This window comes from Streptomyces sp. BK022, from assembly GCF_004217355.1.
In the GTDB taxonomy this organism is placed as follows: Bacteria; Actinomycetota; Actinomycetes; order Streptomycetales; family Streptomycetaceae; genus Streptomyces; species Streptomyces griseoluteus.
In genome coordinates this window covers 96067-113340 of record NZ_SHKU01000008.1, presented here as the reverse complement: position 1 = coordinate 113340, position 17274 = coordinate 96067, and the positions used below count along the sequence as shown (strand labels likewise).

At 72.4% G+C, this 17274-nt stretch carries 18 protein-coding genes; 9 read left to right on the top strand and 9 right to left on the bottom strand.

Annotated elements, in window-relative coordinates:
* Positions 1-10: 10 nt before the first annotated feature.
* Positions 11-949 carry an NADP-dependent oxidoreductase gene (locus tag EV284_RS29505; RefSeq protein ID WP_130339553.1) on the bottom strand — a complete coding sequence of 313 codons (939 nt, stop codon included), beginning with the start codon at positions 947-949 and terminating at the stop codon, positions 11-13.
* Between the two features lie 258 nt (positions 950-1207).
* Between EV284_RS29505 and EV284_RS29500 the strand changes: the two genes are divergently transcribed.
* Complete coding sequence (locus EV284_RS29500) at positions 1208-2230, top strand: phosphotransferase family protein (protein ID WP_130339551.1); 1023 nt, start codon at positions 1208-1210, stop codon at positions 2228-2230.
* 4 nt (positions 2231-2234) lie between these two features.
* A complete protein-coding gene (locus EV284_RS29495; RefSeq protein ID WP_130339549.1) occupies positions 2235-3449 on the top strand; it encodes an acyl-CoA dehydrogenase in 1215 nt (404 codons plus the stop codon).
* Between the two features lie 56 nt (positions 3450-3505).
* Here EV284_RS29495 and EV284_RS29490 read toward each other — a convergent pair whose 3' ends face one another.
* Together EV284_RS29490 and EV284_RS29485 are read right to left on the bottom strand one after the other, a co-directional pair.
* Positions 3506-4099, bottom strand: a complete 594-nt coding sequence (locus EV284_RS29490) for a TetR/AcrR family transcriptional regulator (protein WP_130339547.1) — start codon at positions 4097-4099, stop codon at positions 3506-3508.
* A 97-nt stretch (positions 4100-4196) separates the two neighbouring features.
* Positions 4197-4970: an SDR family NAD(P)-dependent oxidoreductase gene (locus EV284_RS29485; RefSeq protein WP_130339545.1), complete on the bottom strand. Its 774-nt coding sequence runs from the start codon at positions 4968-4970 to the stop codon at positions 4197-4199.
* 182 nt (positions 4971-5152) lie between these two features.
* On the opposite strand from EV284_RS29485, the gene EV284_RS29480 reads away from it, so the two are divergent.
* Positions 5153-6394 (top strand): DUF1343 domain-containing protein, encoded by a 1242-nt coding sequence (locus EV284_RS29480; RefSeq protein WP_130339543.1) that lies wholly within the window; start codon positions 5153-5155, stop codon positions 6392-6394.
* A 41-nt stretch (positions 6395-6435) separates the two neighbouring features.
* On the opposite strand, the gene EV284_RS29475 is transcribed toward EV284_RS29480, so the two are convergent.
* On the bottom strand, positions 6436-9228 hold the full coding sequence (locus tag EV284_RS29475) for a penicillin acylase family protein (RefSeq protein WP_130339541.1): 2793 nt from the start codon (positions 9226-9228) through the stop codon (positions 6436-6438).
* Positions 9229-9484: 256 nt separating this feature from the next.
* On the opposite strand from EV284_RS29475, the gene EV284_RS29470 reads away from it, so the two are divergent.
* The 3 genes from EV284_RS29470 to EV284_RS29460 are packed head-to-tail and all read left to right on the top strand — an operon-like array spanning position 9485 to position 11716.
* On the top strand, positions 9485-10087 hold the full coding sequence (locus EV284_RS29470; protein WP_130339515.1) for a hypothetical protein: 603 nt from the start codon (positions 9485-9487) through the stop codon (positions 10085-10087).
* A 22-nt stretch (positions 10088-10109) separates the two neighbouring features.
* Positions 10110-10829, top strand: a complete 720-nt coding sequence (locus EV284_RS29465; RefSeq protein WP_130339513.1) for a 3-keto-5-aminohexanoate cleavage protein — start codon at positions 10110-10112, stop codon at positions 10827-10829.
* Positions 10830-10876: 47 nt separating this feature from the next.
* Positions 10877-11716 (top strand): SMI1/KNR4 family protein, encoded by an 840-nt coding sequence (locus EV284_RS29460; protein ID WP_130339511.1) that lies wholly within the window; start codon positions 10877-10879, stop codon positions 11714-11716.
* Positions 11717-11773: 57 nt separating this feature from the next.
* Here the strand turns inward: EV284_RS29460 and EV284_RS29455 are convergent, their stop codons facing one another.
* Complete coding sequence (locus EV284_RS29455) at positions 11774-12496, bottom strand: hypothetical protein (RefSeq protein ID WP_130339509.1); 723 nt, start codon at positions 12494-12496, stop codon at positions 11774-11776.
* A complete protein-coding gene (gene soxR / locus EV284_RS29450; protein WP_130339507.1) occupies positions 12483-12959 on the bottom strand; it encodes a redox-sensitive transcriptional activator SoxR in 477 nt (158 codons plus the stop codon). The genes EV284_RS29455 and soxR overlap by 14 nt, the downstream gene beginning before the upstream one ends.
* Positions 12960-13065: 106 nt before the next feature.
* Between soxR and EV284_RS29445 the strand changes: the two genes are divergently transcribed.
* Positions 13066-13527 (top strand): MaoC family dehydratase, encoded by a 462-nt coding sequence (locus tag EV284_RS29445; RefSeq protein ID WP_130339505.1) that lies wholly within the window; start codon positions 13066-13068, stop codon positions 13525-13527.
* Positions 13528-13549: 22 nt separating this feature from the next.
* Here the strand turns inward: EV284_RS29445 and EV284_RS29440 are convergent, their stop codons facing one another.
* The 3 genes from EV284_RS29440 to EV284_RS29430 are packed head-to-tail and all read right to left on the bottom strand — an operon-like array spanning position 13550 to position 15752.
* On the bottom strand, positions 13550-14173 hold the full coding sequence (locus tag EV284_RS29440; protein WP_130339503.1) for a TetR/AcrR family transcriptional regulator: 624 nt from the start codon (positions 14171-14173) through the stop codon (positions 13550-13552).
* Positions 14174-14231: 58 nt separating this feature from the next.
* Complete coding sequence (locus tag EV284_RS29435; RefSeq protein WP_030812545.1) at positions 14232-14540, bottom strand: YiaA/YiaB family inner membrane protein; 309 nt, start codon at positions 14538-14540, stop codon at positions 14232-14234.
* Positions 14541-14600: 60 nt separating this feature from the next.
* Positions 14601-15752 carry an acyl-CoA dehydrogenase family protein gene (locus EV284_RS29430; protein WP_130340045.1) on the bottom strand — a complete coding sequence of 384 codons (1152 nt, stop codon included), beginning with the start codon at positions 15750-15752 and terminating at the stop codon, positions 14601-14603.
* A gap of 106 nt (positions 15753-15858) precedes the next feature.
* On the opposite strand from EV284_RS29430, the gene EV284_RS29425 reads away from it, so the two are divergent.
* Both EV284_RS29425 and EV284_RS29420 read left to right on the top strand, forming a co-directional pair.
* Entirely contained in the window at positions 15859-16500 is a 642-nt protein-coding gene (locus EV284_RS29425) for a TetR/AcrR family transcriptional regulator (RefSeq protein WP_130339501.1), read from the top strand.
* Between the two features lie 40 nt (positions 16501-16540).
* On the top strand, positions 16541-17254 hold the full coding sequence (locus EV284_RS29420) for a winged helix-turn-helix domain-containing protein (protein WP_130339499.1): 714 nt from the start codon (positions 16541-16543) through the stop codon (positions 17252-17254).
* Positions 17255-17274 lie beyond the last annotated feature (20 nt).

The window sequence follows — 17274 nt, the reverse complement described above, 5'->3', positions numbered from 1 at the left end:
TCCGCGCCCCCTAGCCGTCCTGACCGGAGACGGTGACGACGATCTTGCCCCGGGTGCGGCCCTCCTGGCTGAGGCGCTGGGCGTCGGCGGTCTGCTCCAGGGGGAAGGTCCTGTCGACGTGGACGGAGACGGCGCCCTGGTCGGCCAGCCGGGCGAGCTGGGCGAGGTCTTCGGCGTCGGGGCGGACGAACCAGTAGCGGCCGCCGTACTCGGTGACGTCGGGATCGGCGATGGAGGCGAGGCGGCCGCCGGGGGCGAGGAGCTGGGCGGAGACCTTCAGGGTCTCGCCGCCGACGGTGTCGAAGACCGCGTCCACGCCCTCGGGCGCGATGCCGCGTACGCGCTCGGCCAGGCCCTCGCCGTAAGCGACGGGTTCGCCCCCGAGGCCGCGCACGTAGGCGTGGTTGCGTTCGCCGGCGGTGCCGATGACGCGGGCGCCGAGGTGGGCGGCGATCTGCACGCCGAGGGAGCCGACCCCGCCCGCGGCTGCGTGGATGAGCACGGTCTCGCCGCGCTTGACCTCGAGGATCTTCACGAGGACCTGGTAGGCGGTCAGGCCGACCAGCGGCAGTCCGGCGGCCTCCTCGAAGGAGAGCGCGGCGGGCTTGCGGGCGAGGGTGCGCACGGGGGCGGCGACGTACTCGGCGAAGGTGCCGAGCGAGAGCAGGTCCTCGCGGACGTACCCCATCACCTCGTCCCCCTCCGCGTACTCGGCGACGGAGGCGCCGGGGCGGACCACGACCCCGCTGACGTCCCAGCCGGTGATCACGGGGAAGACGGTGTTGAGGATCGGGTCGAGGTACCCCTCGCGGCACTTCCAGTCGACCGGGTTGACCGAGGCCGCGCGCACCCGGACCAGCACCTCGTCGGGGCCCACCTTGGGCTCGGGGACCTCGCCGTACTCCAGCACTTCGGGGCCGCCGTAGCGGCGGTAGCTGATGGCCTTCATGATCTGGACCCTCCAGGTTGTTCACGGGCCGCGCAACCCCTGTGTCCCGGTCCGGGCGCTTCGCGGCGTTCGCACCCGGCCCCTGCGTCGTCACGCGCCTCCACTCGCCGAGTCCCCCTTCCGAGCACGCCGGCCATGCGCCGCCCGGCGTGTGTCCGGTCACGTCGGCACACGCTTTACGGCGCACACACTGGACGGCATACCGACCGGTCGGCATCATGTGACCCGATCCTGTTCACCCGTTCGTAGGAGTGATGTATGAGCGCCGACCACCCGCCCGGACTCGATCTCGACCGGCTGCGCGCGCTGCTCGACCGTGAGCGGCCCGGCCTGGTGACCGGTCCGCTGACCGGCAGGCTGATCGAGGGCGGACGGTCGAACCTCACGTACGCCGTCACCGACGGCACCTCCCGCTGGGTCGTCCGCCGCCCGCCGCTGGGCCACGTCCTGGCCACCGCGCACGACATGCGCCGCGAGCACCGGGTGATCAGCGCCCTGCACCCCACCCGTGTGCCGGTCCCCCGGCCGGTGCTGCTGTGCGAGGACGACGAGGTGCTGGGCGCCCCGTTCTACGTGATGGAGTTCGTCGAGGGAACCCCGTACCGCACGGCGGACCAGCTGGCGCCGCTCGGCGCGGAGCGCACCCGGAACGCGGTGCTGTCGCTGGTGGACACCCTGGTCGAGCTGCACGCGGTGGACCCCGCCGAGGTGGGCCTCGCCGACTTCGGCCGTCCCGAGGGCTTCCTGGACCGCCAGCTCCGCCGCTGGGGCAAGCAGCTGGCCGCCTCCCGCAACCGCGAGCTGGCGGGTGTGGACGAGCTGCACGCGGCCCTCGGCCGCTCGCTGCCGCTCTCCCCGGCGCCGGCCGTGGTGCACGGCGACTACCGCCTGGACAACGTGCTGATCGGCGAGGGCGACCGGATCGAGGCCGTCCTCGACTGGGAGATGTCGACCCTGGGCGACCCGCTCACCGACCTCGGCCTGCTGGTGATGTACAGCCAGCCGCTCGGAATGGCCCACTCCCCCGTCTCCACCACGGCCGAGGCCCCCGGCCACCCCACGCCCGCCGAGCTGATCGAGCGGTACGCGGAGCGCTCCGGGCGCGATGTCTCGGACGTCAACTGGTACACCGCGTTCGCCTGGTTCAAGCTCGCCGTGATCCTCGAGGGCATCCACTACCGGTACACCCTCGGCCAGACGGTGGGCGGCGGCTTCGACCGCATCGGGGACCTGGTGCCCGTCTTCATCGACCACGGACTGACCACACTTCAGGAAGGCTGAGCAGATGGACTTCGCGTTCGACGCGCGCACCGAGGAACTCCGCACCCGTCTCCTCGCCTTCATGGACGAGTACGTCTACCCGGCCGAGAAGACCGCCGAGGAGCAGCGGGCGCTGCTGGACTCCCCCTGGGACACCCCGGCGGTGGTGGAGGAGCTGAAGGCCGAGGCGCGGCGGCAGGGCCTGTGGAACCTCTTCCTGCCCGACGCCGAGTACGGCGCCGGGCTGACCAACCTCCAGTACGCGCCGCTGGCCGAGATCACCGGCCGCTGCCCGCAGCTGGCGCCGACCGCGCTGAACTGCGCGGCGCCGGACACCGGGAACATGGAGGTGCTGGCGCAGTTCGGCACGGACGAGCAGAAGAAGCAGTGGCTGGAGCCGCTGCTGGCCGGGGAGATCCGCTCGGCGTTCGCCATGACCGAGCCGGAGGTGGCCTCCTCGGACGCCACCAACATCACCACGCACATCGAGCGGGACGGTGACGAGTACGTCGTCACGGGCCGCAAGTGGTACATCTCCGGGGCGATGAACCCGGACTGCAAGATCTTCATCGTGATGGGCAAGACCGACCCGGACGGCGAGGACCCGCGCCGTCAGCAGTCGATGGTGCTGGTCCCTCGGGACACGCCCGGTGTGACCGTGAAGCGGGCCATGCAGGTGTTCGGGTACGAGGACCACTGGCACGGCGGGCACGCGGAGGTCGTCTTCGACCAGGCGCGCGTGCCGGTGGCCAACCTGGTCGGCGAGGAGGGCGGCGGCTTCGCCATCGCGCAGGCCCGGCTGGGTCCGGGGCGCATCCACCACTGCATGCGGCTGATCGGCATGGCCGAGCGGGCGATCGAGCTGATGTGCCGCCGGGCGGTGTCGCGTACCGCGTTCGGCAAACCGCTGGCGCAGCAGGGCGTGGTGCAGAACTGGATCGCGGACGCGCGGGTGACGGTGGAGCAGCTGCGGCTGCTGGTGCTGAAGACGGCCTGGCTGATGGACACCGTCGGCAACCGGGGCGCGCACACCGAGATCCAGGCCATCAAGATCGCCACCCCGCGCGCGGTGGTGGACATCCTGGACCGGGCGATCCAGCTGCACGGCGCGGGCGGGGTGAGCCAGGACTTCCCGCTGGCCGAGCTGTACGCGAGTGCCCGCACGCTGATGCTGGCGGACGGTCCGGACGAGGTGCACCAGCGCTCGCTGGCCCGGCGCGAGCTGAGGAAGTACCTGTAGCGGAACCGCTGTCACAAGGGGCGCCCGCCGACGCGGGCGCCCCTTGCGCGTCGGCGCTACGGGCGCAGGGCGCGCAGGAGGAGGTCGGCGAGGTGGTCGGCGACCTCCTGCGGGGTGAGCGGCCCCTTGGGGCGGTACCAGGTGGAGAGGTGGTGCACCGAGCCGAAGTGGTAGTCCACGACGAGGTCGGCCGGGGTGGCGGTGGAGAACACGCCCTCGCGCTGGCCCTCTTCGATGAGCGCGCGGAACCGTTCGTGGTAGCGGCGGCGTTCGGCGCGGACCTGCTTGTTCTTCTCGGGGCTCAGGTGGTGCATCGAGCGGAAGAAGATCATCGCGTCGTCGAGGTTCTCGATGGTGGTGACGACGACGTCGGCGGCCGCGTCCCGCACCCGCTTCTCCACCGGCTCGTCGGCGTCCGCGAAGGCGTCCAGGCGCTCCTGCTGGAGGCGCAGCACGCGCGCGTAGACCTCGTGCAGCAGGTCGTCCTTGGACCCGAAGTAGTGGTAGAGCGCGCCCTTGGTGACTCCGGCGGCCTCGACGATCTCCTGCACCGAGGTGCGGTCGTACCCCTGGTCGGCGAAGAGGCGGGTCGCGGCGTCCAGCAGCCGCCGGGGGACGGGCGTGGCGTCTCCGTCCGTGGTCCTGGGCACTGCCGCCACCTGCCTTTCCGTCGGGTCGCCGACTGTCGTCACTGGCGCGGGAACGGTTCCCCGCCGGAGGATCTTCCCATCCCCCGGCGGGACCGGGTCAGCGGGAGTCCTCCCAGGCGCGCTGGAGGCGGTTCATACCGCCCAGCCACTTGTCCGGCTGGGCCGCGCGGGCCTGGTAGTACTCGGCCACCTCGGGGTGCGGCAGGATCAGGAAGCGGTCCTCCGCCATGCCCGCGAACAGCGCGTCGGCGACCTCGGCCGGTTCGATCGCGGTCGGCTGGAGCACCAGGTCGCCGGCGCTGCCGGTGGCGGAGAGCATGTCGGTGCGTACGCCCTGCGGGCAGATGGCGTGCACCTTGACGCCCCGGTGGCGGTAGGTGAGGGAGAGCCACTCGGCGAAGGCCAGCGCGCCGTGCTTGGTGACGCTGTAGGAGGGGGCGCCGATCATGGTGAGCAGTCCGGCGGCGGAGACGGTGGAGACGAACCGGCCGCCGCCCCGCTCCAGCCACTCGGGCAGCAGGTCGTGGGCGGCGCGGACGTGGGCCATCACGTTGACGTCGAAGGACACCGCCCAGGAGCGCTCGTCCAGCGGACCGCCCGGGGTGCCGTCCTCGAAGGCGACGCCCGCGTTGGCGCAGTACACGTCGATGGCGCCGCCGAGCGCCGCGCGGGCCTCGGCGACGATGCCGGAGGCGTCGCCGGGCACGGCGATGCCGCCGATCTCCTCGGCCACCGCCTTGGCCTTGTCGGCGTCGAGGTCGTTGACGACGACCCGGGCGCCCTCGGCGGCGAACCGGCGGGCGAGAGCCGCCCCGATCCCCCCGCCCGCCCCGGTGACGACGACTCCGGCGTCCTGCACGGCTTCCACCAGCGGCCTCCTTCGAGCTGTGGCTGTACGCGGCGGTCCCGCCGCCGCGGCGCCAGACTAACCAGTCGGTATGCCGGAGGGAAGGGGAATCCGCGACGGCCCCCGGTCCGGCGCGTTCCCTGGCGGCCCGCCAGGCGCTAGCGTCCCCGTGGTCATGACACCCGCCGCGCTCACGGAGGTCCCGTATGACGCTGTCCAGACGGAGCATGCTCGCCACCACCGCCACGGCCGCCGTCGGGGCCGGGGTCCCGGCCCCCGCCTCGGACGCCGGGGCCGGGCACCGGGTGCGCACCGGGTTCGAGCGGCTGGCCGCCGGCGGCTACGCGCAGCTGGCCGGCCAGAAGGCCGGCATCGTCACCAACCCGACGGGCGTCACCCGCGACGTGCGGCACATCGTGGACGTGATGCACGCGGACGACCGGGTGCGGCTGACCGCCGTCTTCGGCCCCGAGCACGGCTTCAGGGGCACCGCCCAGGCGGGCGGCTCGGAGGGCCGCTACGACGACCCGGCGACCGGGCTGCCGGTGTACGACACGTATCTGAAGAGCGGCCAAGCGCTCGCCGACGTCTTCACCGCCTCCGGCGTGGACACGGTCGTCTTCGACATCCAGGACGCGGGCGCCCGCTTCTACACGTACATCTGGACGCTGTACGACTGCATGGAGGCGGCGGCGCTGGCGGGCAAGCGGTTCGTGGTGCTGGACCGCCCGAACCCGGTGACCGGACGGGCCGCCCTGGGACCGGTGCTGCACGAGGAGTTCGCCACGTTCGTCGGCCGGCGGCCGATCGCGCAGGCGCACGGGATGACGGTGGCGGAGCTGGCCCGGCTGTTCAACGGGGAGTTCCTGGAGAAGCCGGTGCCCCTGGAGACCGTGCCCATGACCGGCTGGCGGCGCGGGATGTTCTTCGGCGACTGCGGGCTGCCCTGGGTGCCGCCGAGCCCGAACATGCCGACCCCGGACACCGCCCTGGTGTACTCCGGGACCTGTCTGTTCGAGGGCACCAACCTCTCCGAGGGCCGGGGCACCACCCGCCCCTTCGAACTCCTCGGCGCGGAGGGCGTCGACGGGCGCTGGGCCCGGGAGGCGGACAGGGCGGGGCTGCCGGGGGTGCGGTTCCGGGAGGCGTACTTCGCGCCGACGTTCTCCAAGTTCCAGGGGAAGACGGTCGGCGGGGTGCAGCTCCATGTGCACGATCCGGCGGCCTTCGACCCGGTGCTGACCGGAGTGACCCTGCTGGTGACGGCACGGCGGGTGTGGGACGGGTTCGCCTGGCGGCCGGACAACTGGATCGACAAGCTGACCGGTTCGGAGCGGGTGCGCACGATGATCGACGCCGGGGCCGGGGCGGACGAGGTGGCGGCCGCCTGGCACGGGGAGCTGACGGCGTTCCGCCGGACGCGGGCGAAGTACCTGATGTACCGCTGAGCGCGGCGGCCCCCGCACCGGGAGCCGCCGCTCACGGGCCGTCAGCGGTGCGCGGTGTACTCCACCACCTGCTGGTAGGTCGGCCGGTTCTGCCAGCTGATGTTGCCGTGCTTGATGCCGCCCAGGGTGCGCTGCCGGATCGAGTCGGCGCACCACTGGTCCCCGGCCGAGCACAGGTCGTCGCCCGGGTAGACCTGGGCGGCGGTGAGCCCGGCGGCCTGCTTCAGCGTGCCGAGCAGGGCGTCCCGGCAGGCGGAGAGACTGCCGTCGCCGCAGTACTTCCGGGAGAGGCCGCCCTGTACGGGCTCACCGAGCACCGCCCGCATGTCCTTGTCGACATAGCTCCACCAGCCGTACTGGAACGAGCTTCCGGCGTGCGAGCCGGTCGGGCCGTGCCCGGCGGAGGGTGCCTCGTCCACCGGGAGGTTGGCGGTGAGCGCGCCGTACAGGCCGCTGCCGAGGCCGGGTTCGAACTCGGCCTTCACCAGCAGGGGCCACCAGGCGTCCAGGATGCGGATCGCGTCGGCGTCGGCGTACTTCTTCGACCCCGCCGACGTCTCGGTGCGCCTGGCGCCCGCGCCCAGCCACGTCCGGAGCTTGGTCACCGCCGCCGCTGCCGCCGGGTCGCTCACCGGCGCGGAGTCGACGACCTTGAGCAGTTCGGGCAGTACGTCCTCGGCGCGCAGGTCGGCCAGGGCCGCGTCCGCCATCGCCTGGACCAGCTTGGTCCGGGTGACCCCGCCCTGCGCGACCAGCTTGCTCACCCGGTCGTCGAGGAGGTCGCCCCGGTGCACCGAGCCCTCGCCCCAGGGCGCGGCGGTGTACGCCTCGGCCTGCTTGTTGTTCCAGGAGATGTAGTAGTCCTGGTCGACGGAGTTGGGGTGTTCGCCGGCCGGGGTGTAGTCGGCGGTGTTGGCGGCCGGGTCCCAGTTCCGCCACTCGTAGGCCGGCTGGGCCCACACCGGGAACTCGGCGTCGACGCCGGCCGCGCGGACCGGGTTGTCACCGCTGTTGTAGTACGCGGTGTGCGCGGAGTCGGCGTAGAACCAGTTGAAGGTGAAGTTGATGTGCTGGGCCGCCTTCTGGAAGTCCTCGGGGCCCTTCACATAGCCGGGGTCGTTGAGCAGCTGGAAGCCGATGATGGAGTCGGCCTCGTGCAGGTAGGAGGAGCGCAGAGTGGTGTAGGCGACCTTCTTCCCGCCGACGGTCGCCCGGTACTGCACGGGCCCGTACCTGGTCCGCCACACGCGCATGGCGTACGAACCGGCGGCGGTGCCGTCGGCCACGGTGGGCTTCCAGGCGTTCTTCCGCTCGACCTGCTCCATCGCGGTGCAGGTGCCCCGGTAGAGGTAGTGGTGGTCGTCCTGGCACAGCTCGACGGCGTAGGTGTCGATGATGTCCTGGCCGGAGGTGGTGGCGCTCCAGGAGTAGTCCTGGCCGCGTCCCAGTTCGACGTACATGCTCAGGCCCGCGAAGGAGGCGCCGCGGGCGCTGATGCCGGGGCCCTGGATCTCCTGGAGCATCAACAGCTGCGGGGCGAAGTAGCCGGTCTGCGGGCCGAAGACGGCGACCGGATGGCCGCTCGCGGTGTGCTTGCCGCTGACCACCAGGGCGTTGGACATGCCGCGCCGGGCGGAGCTGAGGGTGTCCCTGGCGGCGGCGGTGGAGGAACTCCTGGCGCTCGCGGTGCCCGCGCTGCCGGTGCGGTCGTAGACCAGCGGCTCCTGGGTGACCGAGCCCGCGTCGGGCAGGGCCCGGCCCTGAGGGCTGTCGGGGCGGGTGGCGTAGGGGAAGCGCTGCCCGTCGTGGAGGGTGAGGACGGCCTCGGGGTCGTTGCGCATCCGGAAGGACTCCCAGACGCGGGTGCCCTCCTCGACGCCGTACTTGGACTGGGCGGCGATCAGGGAGAGGGCGTTGTTCACCTCGCCGCCCCCGCCGGAGCCGAACAGCGTGCCGACGACCGAGGCGAGCGCCACCAGGTCGGTGACCTTGAAGTGGTCGATGGTGCCGGCGTTGGTGATGGAGTCCTTGTGGCCGGTGAGGACGTACTCGCCGGGGAAGTAACGGCCGCTGTCGGAGGCGTCGATGTAGGCGTTGATGCCGTCCAGGTAGGCGGTGACGTCGGCGAGGGCCTGCTGTCCGCGCTCGCCGTTGCGGGCCACGGCGCCGTCGATCTGGGCCTGGAGGTCCGCCTCGGTGTAGGGCGCCTGGCGGTAGAACTCCTGCTCCAGGCCCTGGTTGGCGGGGGCGCCGCCGGCGAAGCCGGTCAACTGGCCCCGGCCCACGTGCCGGAACACGTCCATCAGCCACAGCCGGTCCTGCCCGGCCGCGTAACCGGCGCCGAACTCGGTGCCGTAGCGGGTGGTGCCGGTGATGTGGGGCACTCCGGTCTTCTTGTCCCGGACGATCGTGACGTCGGTGCGCCCGGCGGGCTTCTCGGTGGAGGCGACCTGGGTGGCGGGGACGCCGAAGGAGGCGTCGTTGAAAAAGTCGTTGATCTTCGCGTCGGTCAGGCCGGGGTGACCGGTGGCCAGATTCGCGTAGGGGCCGAGCTGGTCCTCGGCGTGCGCCGGCTGGGTGCCGAAAGCCTGGTTGAGCAGGATCTGCGCCAGGGTGGCATTGCCGTTCTCACCCGGCGGAAGGATGTCCGAACACTGGCCGGAACAGTAGTCGTTCGTCGCGGTGGGAGCGCTTGTGGCGGCCGCCGCCTGACCGAGCGGTGAAAGACAACCGGCGATCAGGACGCATATCGAGGCCGTCTTCAGGAACCCGGAGAGTGTGCGAGGAGTTCTGAGTCTGTCGGACAACACGTTACGTGGGGTGCGCCGTGGCATGGCAGCTCCTCCCGACGGGGGTGGGCCGGACGTTACCGCCGGTATCCCCGCGAACGAAGGTGAACATGCGTCAAGTTCCGCGGTCCCTCGGGCCGGTGCCCGGCGGTCAACACGGAACGCGTTATGGGAGGGCATCGGAAAACGGATGGAGCCGGATCGGCCCGCGACACGTCTATCCGGCGACGTCGCGCGACAGCCGTACGGCGACGCCGAGGTGACCGAAGAGCGGACACAGGTGTGACGGAGGTGCAGGGCGATGGCCGGATTCCGAAGTCTGGCGAGACAGGTGCGCGATCCGCGATGCGATCTGGCGCTGCGGCGCTACTCACTGCGCAAGTGCCTGGAGCGGTTCGCTCCTTACGGGCACCGGGCTACGTGGGACCATCTGTGCGGGCGGGCCGGTTTCGGCCCGGAGGACCGCTCCCCCGACCCGGCGCGGCTCGTGGCCGCACTGGTGGAACTGGAGCAGGCGCGGGCGGTGTGGCTGACCTACGAGGCCGATTTCGCGGAACGCCGGAAGAAGGAGAAGCACGACGGCCTGCGCAGGCCGGGCAGTGTCGACGACTGGCACCGGATGACCTGGGGCGGCTTCGGCGTCGCCTGGTGCGACGACCCGCGGCTGCACCCCCGTGAGCCGCTGGGCGACGTACTGCACCGGATCATCAGCGCCCTGGAGCGCCGGCCGGGGTCGGTGTGCCCGGTGTGCGACGGCGAGCGGCTGGTGTGGCGGTACGGCCTCGATCACGAGCCGTCCGCCGGGCCGGTGTGCGCGGACTGCGGCATCCTGGTGCCGCGTCCGGTGCTCACCGACGACGCGCTGGCCTCGGCGCGGCGGGAGCGGCTGCTGATGTCGGCCTGACCGGGTGCGGCACCATGGTGCGGTGCAGGTCTGTCTGAACGGGAGCAGAACGGCGGCGGACGGGGCGCATGTCCCGCTGACGCCTCAGGAGTTGGCGCGGTCGGCCGCGGAGGCGGTCGCCGCCGGGGCCACGGAGGCGCATGTGCATCCCCGGACGCCGTGCGGGCGGGAGTCCCTGTCCGCACGCGTCGTCGGGCCCGTGGTGGAGGCACTGCGCGGGCTCGCCGGCGTGCCGGTCGGGGTCACCACCGGCGCCTGGGCCGAACCCGGTCCGGCGGCACGGCTGGAACGGGTGCGCTCCTGGTCGGTGCTGCCCGACTTCGCCTCGGTCAACTGGCACGAGCCGGGCGCGGAGGAACTCGCCGCGCTGCTGCTGGCGCGGGGCGTCGGGGTCGAGGCGGGCGTCTGGTCCGGCACCGAGGGCGCGGCGCGCTTCGCCGTCTCGCCGCTGGGGCCGCGCGTGCTGCGGGTACTGGCGGAGGTGACGGACACCGGCCCGGCGACCGCCGAGGCGTCGGCGCACGCCCTGCTCACCGAACTGGGCTCGGCGCACGGCCGTCCCGTCCTGCTGCACGGCGAGGACGGCGGCGCGTGGCCGGTGCTGCGGCTGGCCGGACGGCTGGGACTGGCGACCCGCGTCGGCCTGGAGGACACGCTGTTCCTGCCGGGCGGCCGACGCGCGCCGTCCAACGCCCGGTTGGTGGCGGCGGGGCTGGCGGAGTACGGGGCCGGCCGCCTGTAAGTCCCGGCCTGACAGTGCGAGAAGGCCCCCTGGATAGCCTTGGCCACGTGACGACGATCGACGCCCTGATCGCCCTGGTGCCCCCGCCGGCGAATCCCGTGGACGCGAGCGGTGACTGGGCGCGGGTCGAACATGCCCTCGGCCTGGAACTTCCCTCCGATTTCAAGTCCCTCGTCGGCTTCTACGGCTCGGGCCAGTTCGTCGACTTCATCACCCCCCTCACACCGTTCGGCAGTCACAGCCTCCTGCTCCGGTCGGCACAGCACCTGCTGGAGAGCGAAGGACCGTTCCGTGCGGCGAACCCGGACAAGTGCCCCTACCCCTACTTTCCGGAGGCCGGTGGCCTGCTGGAATGGGCCGGAACGGACAACGGCGACCGGCTCTGCTGGGTGACCGGCGGCCACCCGGACACATGGCCGGTCGTCGCGTGGAACCCGCGCGGGTGGTACTACGACGCCCACGAGACCGGCGCGGTCGGCTTCCTCCACGGCTGGCTGAGCGGACGGCTCGACACCACTGTCTTCGCTGCGAACGAGCATGTCACCGCACCATGGTTCGACCCGTTCCGCGAGCTCGACCACATCAGCGTCGAGCTCACCGACAGCCTGCGGACCCACCCCGAGCGCCTTCGAATCCTCAGGGACGCCCTCTCCCCGACGGCCGACCGAGGCGGCTACGCGCAAGGGGAGTACCGCCAGGACCACTTCGCCGCCACCGCGCTCGGCTGGAAGGTCACCTACGAGACGGACGCCGGACACCGGATCGGCATCGCCTTCCCGCCCGCGGACGCGGACCGGGTGCGCTCCGCCCTGCTTGCCGCCGCCCACAGCATGGGGTGCGACGTGTTGTCAGCGACCACGCACCGGGGCCGGCCCGCCTGGGACTGACCGTGTCGCGAGCGAGCGAGTCGGCGGAAGCCCGAGCCGGGGATCGAGGACCCGCTCTCAGCGGGACCAGTAGGGGGCGTTCCAGCGAGCGTCGTACGGCAGTGCGAGGAGGGCCGTGCGATCGGCGAGGTCGGTCGATCCGAGGAGCCGGAGGCGGGCGGAGGCGTGCTCGCCCAGCCAGGTCTGAAGTTCCACGCGAGCGCGGGGCTCGTCGTCCGGACGCCACCACGTGAAGGGCCAGCGGTCGACAAAAAGATCGTCCGACCACCATTCCACGCAGTCCGCGAGATGCGCGTCGGCCTCGGGTCCGGCCTCCCACACCGCCAGCAGCGGTGCCGCCGCACCGAGTACGGAGCAGCAGATCTCGAACATGTCCCGGACCGGGCAGGGCGGCTCGGCGGCACCGAGGGCCGCCCGCCACCAGGCTCCGAAGAACGCCTCGACCGCTCGCGCCCGGGGACCCGGCCAGGACCGCCAGTCCACCCGGCTCAGCCCGAGCGGCATCCACCCGGCGTCCTCCAGAATGCCGTCCGCCAGGGCATGCGCGCACTGCGGCAGCAGGCGGCGCATCGCGGCGGCGTGGTCGGCGAAGTGCTGCGGCGACTTGCGCAGGAAGCGGTTCAGCAGCTCGGCCGGCAGGCGGGTGTGCGGGGTCCGCAGATACGCCGCGTCCTCGGCCGTGCAGCAGTGGCGGGCGCAGCCGGACTCGGCGCGGCTCGCCTCGCCGTTGAACACGACGTCGATCTCCGCGAGCGCGGCGGTGAGTTCAGGGCTGCGCACGTGACGCCCGCTCCTCCCGCATCAGGCGGGAGCCGGCCCTGCGCTCGCCGAACACGTCGTCCGGGTTGGACAGTACGCAGGTGGCCAGGGAGAGGCAGCCGCAGCCGATGCAGTCGGTGAGGTGGTCGCGCAGCCGGTTGAGCTGGTTGATGCGGTCGTCCAGCTCCGAACGCCACGCCTCGGAGAGCCGGGCCCAGTCCGCGCGGGTCGGCGTGCGCTCCTCGGGCAGCTCGGCGAGGGCCTCGCGGATGGTGGCGAGCGGGATGCCGACCCGCTGGGCGGCGCGCACGAAGGCGACCCGGCGCAGGGTGTCGCGGGTGTAGCGGCGCTGGTTGCCGGAGGTGCGGCGGCTGCTGATCAGGCCCTTGGACTCGTAGAAGTGCAGGGCGGAGACGGCGGCGCCGCTGCGCGCGGACAGCTGGCCTACGGTCAGCTCGTGGATCTTCTCGGGAAGCTGGGGCACCGTCCCGAGCCTACCGACCCGCCGGACCGGGCGAGCCGTTGACAGGCGCCGCCCACCCCACCATGCTAAGCAGTTGCTTAGACTGACGACGCGAGAGGCCGGGATCATGGCAGAACCGAGGACCTTCCACTCCCCCGACGAGCTGAAGGCGGCCGTGGGCGAGCAGCTCGGCCACACCGACTGGCTGGAGGTCGACCAGAAGCGGATCGACCTGTTCGCGGAGGCCACCGGCGACCACCAGTGGATTCACGTGGACCCGCAGAAGGCGGCCGCGGGCCCCTTCGGCACGACCATCGCGCACGGTTACCTCACGCTCTCCCTGCTCCCCCTGTTCGGGCCGCAGCTCATCGCGGCCGACGGCGTGCGGATGGGCGTCAACTACGGCACCAACAAGGTCCGCTTCCCCGCGCCGGTGCCGGTGGGCTCCCGGCTGCGCTCCACCGCGGTGATCACCGGCGTGGAGGACGTGCCGGGCGGGGTCCAGGTGTCGGTCGCCTTCACCGTGGAGCGCGAGGGCGGCGACAAGCCGGTGTGCGTGGCGGAGTCGGTGTCCCGCTACTACTTCTGACCCCGGTGGGCGGGCGTCGGGGTCAGTGGGCCCCGACCATCCGCAGGACGAGGCCCGCGTACAACTCGCCGACCTGCTCGGGGGTGCGCGGGCCGTCCACGCTGAACCAGCGGGCCACGTCGATGCAGAGCGACAGGACGGCGAGGGTGGTGCCCTGCACGTCGGGCACGTCGAACTCGCCGGCCGCCACGCCGTCCTCGATGATCCCGCGCACCTCGGCGTCCACCTGGCGTCGCAGCGCGACGATCTCGGCGCGGGCGTCCGAGCCGAGGGCGTCCAGCTCGTACTGCACGACCCGCGCGGTGGTGCGGCGGCCGGCGTGCCAGCGGACGAAGGAGCTGACCCCGTCCGCGAGCCGCTCGGCGGCCGTGCCCTCGCCGCGCGCGGCGGTGCGCAGGATGTCGAGCGCCTTGTCGTGACCGATGCGGCTGATCCGGTGGAGCAGCTCTTCCTTGGTCTTGTAGTGGATGTAGAGCGCGGCCGGGCTCATCCCGGCGCGGCCCGCGATGTCGCGGGTGGTGGTGGCGTGGTAGCCGCGCTCGGCGAACGCTTCCACGGCGGCGACGAGCAGCCGCCGGGCCGCGTCCGGGGTGACCTCGGCCCACGCGTCGGCCTCGCCGCCGACCGTCTCCTCAGCCGTACTCATCGCTCGCCCCTCCTCGGGTGACAGGGGCACCACCATACCGCCGAAGGTGAGCGGCCGCTTAGCGAGACTGCTGCGGACCTGGGGTCTTGCGGTACGGGTCGTGGGAGGTGAGGAGTTCCTCCATGCGGGCCTGGTCGACTCTGCTCACGATCTCACCGGCCTCCTGTCTGTCGCGGATCACCTTGGCGAGGGTGAAGGCGGAGGTGACGAGATACAGGACGGCGATGGCGAGGAAGCCGCGCACCCAGGCGTTGGCGTCCAGGCGGTAGATGCCGATGGCGGTGGCCGTCATGGCGACGGCGAAGGAGGCGACGGCCTGTCCGTAGAAGGCGGCCGTGCTCTGCTGCTTGACGGGTGTGTCGCTCATGGCACGAGTGTCGGCGGACGGGGCGCCTGCCACATCCGCCGAGATACTCAGTACCCGTACTCAGAAAGCGGAGACACCGGTCAGCGCGCGGCCGATCAACAGCTTCTGGATCTGGCTGGTGCCCTCGTACAGGGTCATCACGCGGGCGTCGCGCAGCAGCTTGCCCACCGGGTACTCGTCGATGTAGCCGTAACCCCCGAACACCTGAAGGGCGTTGGAGGCGGCGCGCACGGCGGCCTCGGAGGCGAACAGCTTGGCCTTGGAGGACTCCGTGGCGAACGGCTCGCCCCGGTCGACCAGGTCGGCCACCCGCCAGGTGAGCAGCCGGGCGGCGTCGACGTCCACGGCGATGTCGCTGATCAGCTCCTGCACCAGCTGGTGCCGGGCGATGGAGGTGCCGAACTGCTCGCGCTCACCGGCGTACCGGACGGCCGCGTCCAGGGCGGCCTGGGCTATGCCGACGCAGCCCGCGGCGACCGACATCCGGCCCTTGGCGAGCGCGGACATGGCGACGGAGAAGCCCTTGCCCTCGGCGCCGACCATCGCGGAGGCGGGCACCCGCACGTTCTCCAGCACCAGTTCGGCGGTGGCCTGGCCGCGCAGGCCGAGCTTGCCGTGGATGGCGCGGCGGGTGAGGCCGGGGGTGTCGGTGGGGACGAGGAAGGCCGAGACACCCTTGTGACCGGGGGCGTCGGTGGAGCGGGCGAAGAGCAGCACCACGTCGGCCCAGGTGCCGTTGGTGATGAACATCTTGGTGCCGCTGAGCACGTAGTCGTCGCCGTCCCGTACGGCCCGCGTGGCGAGGTTGCCCGCGTCCGAGCCGGTGCCGGGCTCGGTGAGACCGAAGCAGCCGATCAGCTCACCGGAGGTGAGCCCCGGCAGCCAGCGCCGCTTCTGCTCCTCGTCGCCCCAGGCCGCGACGGACTTGGCGACCAGGCCGAGGGAGACGGAGACGATCCCGCGCACCGAGGAGTCGCCGCGCCCCAGTTCCTCGGTGACCAGGCAGTACGCGAGATGGTCGCCGCCGGAGCCGCCGTACTGCTCGTCGATGGTCAGACCCAGGAAGCCGACCTCGCCGAGCTTCTTCACGATGCCCCGGTCGACCTCCTCGGCGCGGTCCCAGGCGGTGACGTGGGGGGCGATCTCGCGCTCCACGAAGTCACGGGCCAGTCGCCGTACGGCCGCCTGTTCCTCGCTCAGGCCCAGGTCCACCACGCGATCACCCCACACGGCCTCGGCGGGAACCCGTAAGGCCCTTGAAAGACGTACATTTAAATTAGCAGTGCTAGTTTCTGCTCGCAGCCCTACTATGTGCGCCATGGCCCGACCGCGCAAGCCCCTTCTGAGCACCGACCGGATCGTCGCGACGGCGCGGGCCCTCGTGGACGCGGAGGGGCTGCAGGCCGTCTCCACCCGGCGGCTCGCGGCCGAACTCGGGGTGAGCGGGCCCTCGCTCTACAACCACTTCCGCACCAAGGACGAGATCCTGGAGGCGGTCGCGGACTCGGTGAGCGCGCAGGTCGACCTGTCGATGTTCGAGGACGGGCGCGACTGGCGGACCGCGCTGCACGACTGGGCCGTCTCCTACCGGTCCGCGCTGCGCGACCACCCCAACATCGTCCCGGTCCTCGCGCGCGGCCCCGGCCGCCGTCCGGCCGGGCTGCGGCTGGCCGACGCGGTGTACGGCGGGATGGTCGACGCGGGCTGGTCCCCGGCCCAGGCGACCTCGATCGGCGCGCTGATGCGGTACTTCGTCATGGGCTCCGCGCTCAGCTCCTTCGCGGGCGGCTTCGTGGACGACGCGAGCGCCTACGACCCCGCCGACTATCCCCACCTCGGGCAGGCCCACCTCCTCGCCGAGCAGCAGGAGAAGATCGACGAGCGGGCCTTCGAGGTGGGCCTCGCGGCGCTGCTGGCCGGCCTCGCGGGGCAGTACGGGCAGCCGGAGCACAGGCCATGATTCGGTGGGCGCCGAAGCGTCCGTCCCGCATGCTGTGCACATGACCGCCAGCGAACCGTGCGCCGCCGCCCTCGCCTCGCTCGCCGCGCTCCTCGCCGACGAGACGCGAGCGGGGTGTCTGCTGGCCCTGCTGGACGGGCGCGCGTGGACCGCGGGGGAACTCGCCCGGCACGTCCGGGTCGCGCCCTCGACCCTCACCGAGCACCTGAACCGGCTGGTCGCGGGCGGCCTGCTCGCGACGGAACGCCAGGGGCGGCACCGCTACGTCCGGCTGGCCGACCCGCGCGCCGCGCAGCTCGTCGAGGATCTGGCGGCGCATCTGCCGCAGGACGTGGTGGTCACTGTCCCGCACACACTGCGGGCGGTGCGCACCCAGTCCGCCCTGGCGCGCGGGCGCACCTGCTACGACCATCTCGCCGGCCGGCTGGGCATCGCGGTCACCGACGCGCTGACCTCGCGGGGGCTGCTGCGCCAGGACACCGGCTTCGCGCTGACCGACGAGGGTCTCGCCTGGTTCGGCGAGGCGGGCATCACGGTCGACCGCTCCACCCGCCGCCCGCTGGCCCGCTCCTGCCTGGACTGGACGGAGCGGCGCCCGCATCTCGGGGGCGCGGCGGGCGCGGCGCTGTGCCGGCACGCGCTGGACGCCGGGTGGTGCGCCCGCGTGGGCTCGGGACGCGCGCTGCGGGTGACGCCCGAGGGGGCGCGTGCGCTGGCGGAGCTGCTGGGTATCGACGAGCGCGCGCTTCTCTGAGACCGCCTGCCTTTCACCGA